A 6889-nucleotide genomic window follows, 5' to 3' on the forward strand; every position below is an offset into this window, starting at 1 on the left:
CATAATATACAAGCTGCGGCTCCTCACGGAGGCTTGGTGTGCCGGATGGATTCCAAGGAAGTAGATTCAGCAGACACATCCGACTACGTTGGACGTCATGAATACATGAACGTTAACTGAAATTCCTGCAAAGTATTATTAAAAAGGAGAAAAATCAATGAATTCCTTAAGACACGCTATTATTAATTTTTACAAAGATACAGAATATGCTGAATTTAGGGCCGGTGTACCACGTCCAAGAGAATGGCATCTTCCTAAGTTTATGCATGAAAATTTTAATAAAGATGTAGATTTCTTTGAGAAATATAAGAATGGCACAAAAATCATAATTCCTCTTGATGAAGAAGATATGAAACTTTTGAGAGTTACATTGCTACATGAATCGTTATTTTCTTTCTATAAAGTATTCTACAACTATTTAGCAGCAAAGAATCTATATTTATCAGGTGCTCTTCATTGGATAGAGATTACAAATTATTATGCAAAGCTATATCTTGCAAGAGCAATTAATACTCTTTGCGGCATTCAAAGTTATCGAATTACCAGTGATAAATTTATTTTTATAGAAGATGTGTTTAAAATAACAAATCCAAAGCGATATCAAACTTTATCAAATAAATATAACCCCAATAAAATTGATTATGATGCTGACATTGTTTCTTATTCTATGCACTTGAAATTAGATATAAAAAACAAAGGGGGTCATCTAATATTTGATAATGAGAGAATTAATTCGCATGATGATACATGGAGAATTTACTGTGACTTGGACCATGACGAACTTGAACTTACTAAGATAACTTATGAAGAACTTTTTGACAACAAATATGATCATTTATCAAAGGCAAGGAATGAAGAGAATTATACTTTTGATGGCTATATGCAGATAGACTTTAACATGTTTAATGATAACTTCCATCAATATTTCAATAGGGACGATACTAAAAGAGAAGCTCAATTAGTTTATGACGATGTAGTGGGAGTAACACTTGGAGTTTTTACTGAACTATTTCATTTATATGAGAATCTAAAAATTCCAGCTCTACCTATTGAACTTGCAAAGTTTGAGCATATGTGTAAGTACATGATTCAAGATCAGACATTAAGAGATAAGTTGGTAGATTTGTGCCGTAATAAATTCCCTTTACACAACAAATATATAGAGGAAATGAATGCATATATGTTAGGGACTTATGGTGATTAGCATAGTCTATGAAGGCAGGAACTTCAGTTAACATAATATTCACACTGCGCGGCTAACACCGCTTGGTCTGCCCGAGGCATTTCGAAGAAGCGAAATCAGGCAGACACCCCTTACTGCCTAACCGACTCGCGGCCGCTCCCTTTGGTCGCTTAAGGCAGTAAGGGTTCGTGAATACAGGAACGTTATCTAAAAAACTAATAGGAGAAACCAATGGCAGACAAACTTCTAAAACTTTATAAGAAGGACCTAAGTTTGTTACACATCATGTTTAAAAAAATGAAGTGGCAAGGCTTTTACAGATCTATTATTTTTCTACTATCAAGCATCATCTTAATCATAGTAATAAAATATAGTTTCAAATCTGATTGGAGTAATGCTTCTTTTATCTCTTTAATCATTTGTTTTGTTGTCTCTTTGAGAGACTTGACCTTAGAACGAGATCGAATAACTAAATCTGATAATAATGGAAAAAACTATTACCAAGTTAGAATTGAAGGATTAAGAAAATTTTTGAGAAATGAGAGCATTGACACAGATCCTAAAAAGCTAGATTTGCTGATAAAGCTAGTAGAAAAACAAGCTGAAGAACAGAAAGTCCCATTCTTTGTAGGGAGAGGAATTCTTTTGACTGTCCTTTTACCCATTGTTTCAGCTACCTATACAAATATCTTAAATAAATATACTGATGATTTAACTACTGTTTTAACAATATTTCTAATAATTTTGGCAGTTATTTTATTTGCATTTATCTATGCTACTTTTTTTAGATTTATTTACGATGAGTTTATTAACGGAGATTATCAAAGATATAAGACTATAGCTAATGACTTGCGAGAATTGCATTTTAAATTAGTATAGTCCTTCAGATAACATAATATTCACGCTGCGGACATACGTCCTTGATCCGGCATTCGCCGGACAACCAGCTTGCGCTGGGGCGTGAATACAGGAACGTTAGCCGAAATAATGTTAAGAAAATATTATTGTCTTAAGGGGCGGGTTGATAGATGATCAATAGTTTATTATTAAAATTAGAAGATATAGAAACCATATGGAATACACAAGATCAGTTTCGAGTAATTGCTATGGAAGAGCAATTAAAAAAAGTGAGTGATGAAATCAAAAGTGAGCTATTAATTGCGTTAGGAGTGAATTTAGAAACATTTACAATACAAGATCCTAAGGTCATACTTAAAACATTAACTAATTATCTATATAAAATTGAAAATCTGTTTTTAATAAATTATATCGAATTAATCGAAAAAGAAACGGACTTACATATTAGACTGATCAATTTGAGAATTATTATAGCAGCTACTATCAAGGAATCAATAAATCAAAGTTATGTGATATTAAGTGAAAGAGAATTTAATAATCTTATTTACAAATTAGATATTGCTGAGATGAGGGATATGCTTAGACTTGGTTATAAGACACGCCCCCCGTTTAGAGCAAAGATCTTTGGGAATGATAAATTGAATTACTTTGCTGCAGAAGAAATAGAATCACTTATCTCTGGTATTAAGAAAAACATAGTAAAGAATGAATCAGTTGAATTTATAAGTAAAGTTCAAGTTGAGAGTATTTATAATTATTCAAAATGGTGGTGGGCACAATATACAAAGTATATAGATGAAAACTATTATTCATTGAGAAATAAATTTAAGTATTATGAGGGTATAAGATTTAAGTACGTAGTAAGTAAGTCAAATATTCAAGCGCCTACTGTTGAGGTTTCATCAAAGGTATGCCTTATTGAAATGATGGAAAAAGATACAAACGGATTAAATATAGATATTGATGAGGAAATAAAAGAGATGTACGAGATTGACTCTCGAGTAGAGTCGTGTAGTATAACACTCGGCTTTAAAGTTGAAGTTGGAGATATGCAAGACATAAGTCATATTGCAGAGACGATAAATAATGAGTTAATAGAAATTCTGAGTTATCTAGATTCTAATAAATTCATTGATGAATTCATTAATATTTTGTTGGCGTTGTATGGATATGATAAATATAAATTTGATAATTACTACTTTAAAAGAAACCTATCAGATATAAAAGTTGAAAAAGTGAAATTAGTAAGATTAAATGGTGATTATAGTTCGAATATAGATGAACTTAGAGTCTTGGCCAAAAACAGAATAGAAAAAGAAACTATCGTCATTTCTTCTACAGTTGTTCCAAGCTCAACTAAAAACAAGCTAAGACATATAAAGAATCTAATTATTGTTGATATTGATACTATTATTAGAAGTTTTAAATATAAACTAAATGAATCAGCGTTTTCGAGAATTCTTGTAAGTCAGATATTGTTACCAAAATTGAATGAAATAATTTTAACTGGGGCTGGGAGAAATAATGTTTCCTTAGCTAATAGTTTAATTAGCGACTTAGAAAATTGCCCTAAAGGAAGTGGATGGAGAGAATATGAAGGTATATGTTATAGAGCCATCAGGTATTTATTTGAGGACAACTTTAGTTACTTTAAAGCAGAGTATCAGTTATCAAATAGTATTCAAACAGATATCAGAGATTTAATTGTTGCAAATACAGGAAAACATGATTTTTGGAAAACAGTTAAACAAATATATAATTCCAATAATATTGTGTTTGAATTTAAAAATTATAGTCAGGCAATAGATAATGATGCGTTAAGGCAAATTTCAGATTACCTAGAAAAAGAGGTTTACGGTCAATTCGGAGTTATATTTACCAGGAATAATGTTAGTTCCAGCACAAAAAGAAAGCAACGAGATTATCTGCATAATCGAAATAAGAAACTAATATTAGTCATTACTGATAATATTTTGATTGATATGATCAAAATAAAGAAGAATAACGGAATCCCAGAAGATGTCCTGTTTGATTTGAAATTTGAATTAGAAACATCAATATAGTGTAATAGAAGACTTTTGACACCTCAAATCTAGTAGCCAAGCATATGGCTATTTTGATTCTTACCTTCGTGTTGGAGAGTTTGATTCGTTTACGTTGTAGTGATTTGGAGATTGAGAGACAGACGCTCATCGTAAGACCAGGGAAAAGGTCAGAGGACTGAGGAGCCATTTCTTTATTTTACTATAATGATCAGATATTCAAAGAATATTTTTAGGTATTGTCGCAGAGATTTTAGTTATTTTTACTAGAGTTTTATTCGTAGTAGTATTTAAACAAATCTTAACTATCTTCGTGGTAGTGAATTATTTGCGTTACGAGAAAATGATTTAGGTACAGGAATACATGGTCTGTTTCTTGTAGAATATAATTGCTTTAATATCGGTATAACCAATATAAAAATTGGAAAACATCTTTATTAAAGCATTGAATACAGGCACATTTGAATGATTGAGAAGAAACAAGAATACATATTGTTAGGTTTGTTAATTCTTGTCGTTGTAGATGTTATTATTTTCATGAATTAGGTCAACTTTAGTACGGCTTAATTTATGCACTAGACCATTGAGAATAATGATAGAAAGACATTTGGAATATGAGAAACAATTAAAAAGTAGAACACTAGATGTGGAAGTAGATGTTTATGCAACAACACACCCATTCGGGAAATGGTTGTCCAGTGGTATAGTCCTTCAATAGTGCCGAGTACTGATGACTTAATTAAGTTTGGTGTTGTCTACTATTTATTCGAGGAAGAAGCCGTTGATTTCAATATTACTCACCAAAGATTCGAGTCGTAATACTTCTGCCATGTTAAGATACTTTATTTCGTTAGATAATAACACTAAGCGAATAAGCATATGACCAATCCTTTTACAAAAGTGTTCTTATAACAGGGGGAAATAAAATGTGGAAGAAAGCGATGAGAGTAAGTTCTAGTATCAGTTACAGGAAGAGATTTAAATGTCCTGTTTGTGATAGTTTTTCACTATATATAATTCATGATAGTGCCTGTGAATGTGAAAATGGCTGTGATGAGACCTTAATAAATATTGGATCCATTTTTGAAAAGGATGAATTTAATGGATACTTCACTTCAGATTATATCGATAAACATTTTTGGATTGATGATGCAGAAATAAATAAGATGTTTACAGCTATTGTTGATGACAATCGGTATAATTTATTGAATGAGAAGGAAAAACAAACTTTAAAGACTATACTATATAGCAGGACAATTAAGATTGAAGAAAGTTTAGATGATCTAGTAGTTCGACACTTAAATGATAATGGGTTAACAACAGTTCCTCAAGAAATGACAGCGTTTGGATATTTAATCAACCTCTTAGAAGATACGCATTTTTTTATGAATCTTTGCTGTAAAGACCTAGCATTGTTTAACTGTGGAATTTTATTTGCCGATAAACAATTTTATTCTGGAAGATTTTTTTATAATAACGCTATTGAGCACTTATTCCAAGCAAACGAAAGAATATACGTTATCTTAGGTATAGTATACAATTTTAATTTCAATGATGAATTATCTCTCAATAAAAACTATAAAATTGAAGACTATTTAAAAGGAATTGATGATTATAAGGAATCTGATATTAAGAATATACTAGACGGTCTTAAAGGTAATCATATGTATCGCACACTAAATACAATAAGGAAACTAAATACACATGATTTATCATATTATTCAAAAAAAATAGAAGAAGAAATGAACAAAGATGCTATCGCGGCAAGTAAGTTTTGGAACAGAGACGGGGATGAAGTGGATGCAGATTTTTATTTGCCTCAAATTAAAAACCTCATTTTTTGTTTAAACAAACATTATGATTTATTTGAACTCATAATAAGTAAAGTTAGTAGCTTAACAAACATCGAGGAACAAACTTCTCATCCAATGATCACGAAATTTATGAAGTTGCAAGTTACACACTTTGATAAACAATATTCCGGTAGAGAAATACAACAATTAGAATTCGATAAGATCAAAATATTTGATAAGCTTCCTCAGTATAATAATATATTAATTGGGGATGTATTTTTCAGGCTAAATGAAGTAGTACGGTGTGTATTTGACTTTTGTAATATGGAAAATGAAATTTTCTATAAAGAGTGGATTCAACGAGAGAATTTACACTTGTATGACCTAATGGACCAACAATATTTACTTTATAGTGCTGTTTCAAGGATATACTCTTGTTATGATAAATTGTCCCGCTATGTATCAGAGCGTTATCCTCAGTATAAAGATATAAAGTACTTTCATGACTTTAAGAAAAAAACAGATAAATCTGCATTGTCAAATATTATTGTGGATATTCTGAATGATGACTATTATCAAGGGTTATATGATCTTAGAAATGACATCTATCATAATCTGCGAGCAGGTACATTACAGGGTGAAGAAGGATTGGTCAACTTTAATTATACTTTATTTATTATTGTTGTGGAAAATACTAAAAAAATTATGAAACTTATAGATGATTTATATAAATTTAGAAATCAAAAGATTGGTAGAAATGAGCCGTGCTTATGTGGAAGTGGATTAAAAAGTAAAAAATGCTGCGGTTAGAGACAGTATGATATGAAAGCTAAAAGCTCCAATTGACATAATATCGAGAGCAAATCATTGAGTGAAAAATTTAAGAATAAGCATCCCACTCAATAGCACTTATGAAATAATTATTCAAGTTATGATGGGGCTGTCTCAAAAGCCCTTAAAAAGCGTATCAGCAAAAAAGAAATAACACTCCTACGTTCGAAAAAGGACAAAGC

General features: G+C 30.8%; 4 protein-coding genes. All 4 read left to right on the forward strand.

Annotated elements, in window-relative coordinates; all coding sequences use genetic code 11:
* Positions 1-157: 157 nt before the first annotated feature.
* The 4 genes from P5G61_RS05495 (at position 158) to P5G61_RS05510 (ending at position 6686) form a co-directional block, all read left to right on the forward strand.
* A complete protein-coding gene (locus P5G61_RS05495) occupies positions 158-1204 on the forward strand; it encodes a hypothetical protein (protein WP_301245191.1) in 1047 nt (348 codons plus the stop codon).
* A 210-nt stretch (positions 1205-1414) separates the two neighbouring features.
* Positions 1415-2062, forward strand: coding sequence for a hypothetical protein (locus P5G61_RS05500; protein ID WP_301245192.1), 648 nt, complete (start codon positions 1415-1417; stop codon positions 2060-2062).
* Positions 2063-2211: 149 nt separating this feature from the next.
* Positions 2212-4104: a hypothetical protein gene (locus P5G61_RS05505; RefSeq protein WP_301245194.1), complete on the forward strand. Its 1893-nt coding sequence runs from the start codon at positions 2212-2214 to the stop codon at positions 4102-4104.
* Positions 4105-5009: 905 nt separating this feature from the next.
* Positions 5010-6686, forward strand: coding sequence for a YecA family protein (locus P5G61_RS05510; RefSeq protein ID WP_301245196.1), 1677 nt, complete (start codon positions 5010-5012; stop codon positions 6684-6686).
* Positions 6687-6889: the final 203 nt, after the last annotated feature.

This window comes from Paenibacillus vandeheii, from assembly GCF_030433635.1.
GTDB lineage: Bacteria > Bacillota > Bacilli > Paenibacillales > Paenibacillaceae > Paenibacillus > Paenibacillus vandeheii.

What these genes read in the sequence shown, in the direction of transcription:
- P5G61_RS05495 (WP_301245191.1), top strand. Translation starts at nt 158, where the DNA reads ATGAATTCCTTAAGACACGCTATTATTAATTTTTACAAAGATACAGAA.
- P5G61_RS05500 (WP_301245192.1), top strand. Translation starts at nt 1,415, where the DNA reads ATGGCAGACAAACTTCTAAAACTTTATAAGAAGGACCTAAGTTTGTTA.
- P5G61_RS05505 (WP_301245194.1), top strand. Translation starts at nt 2,212, where the DNA reads ATGATCAATAGTTTATTATTAAAATTAGAAGATATAGAAACCATATGG.
- P5G61_RS05510 (WP_301245196.1), top strand. Translation starts at nt 5,010, where the DNA reads ATGTGGAAGAAAGCGATGAGAGTAAGTTCTAGTATCAGTTACAGGAAG.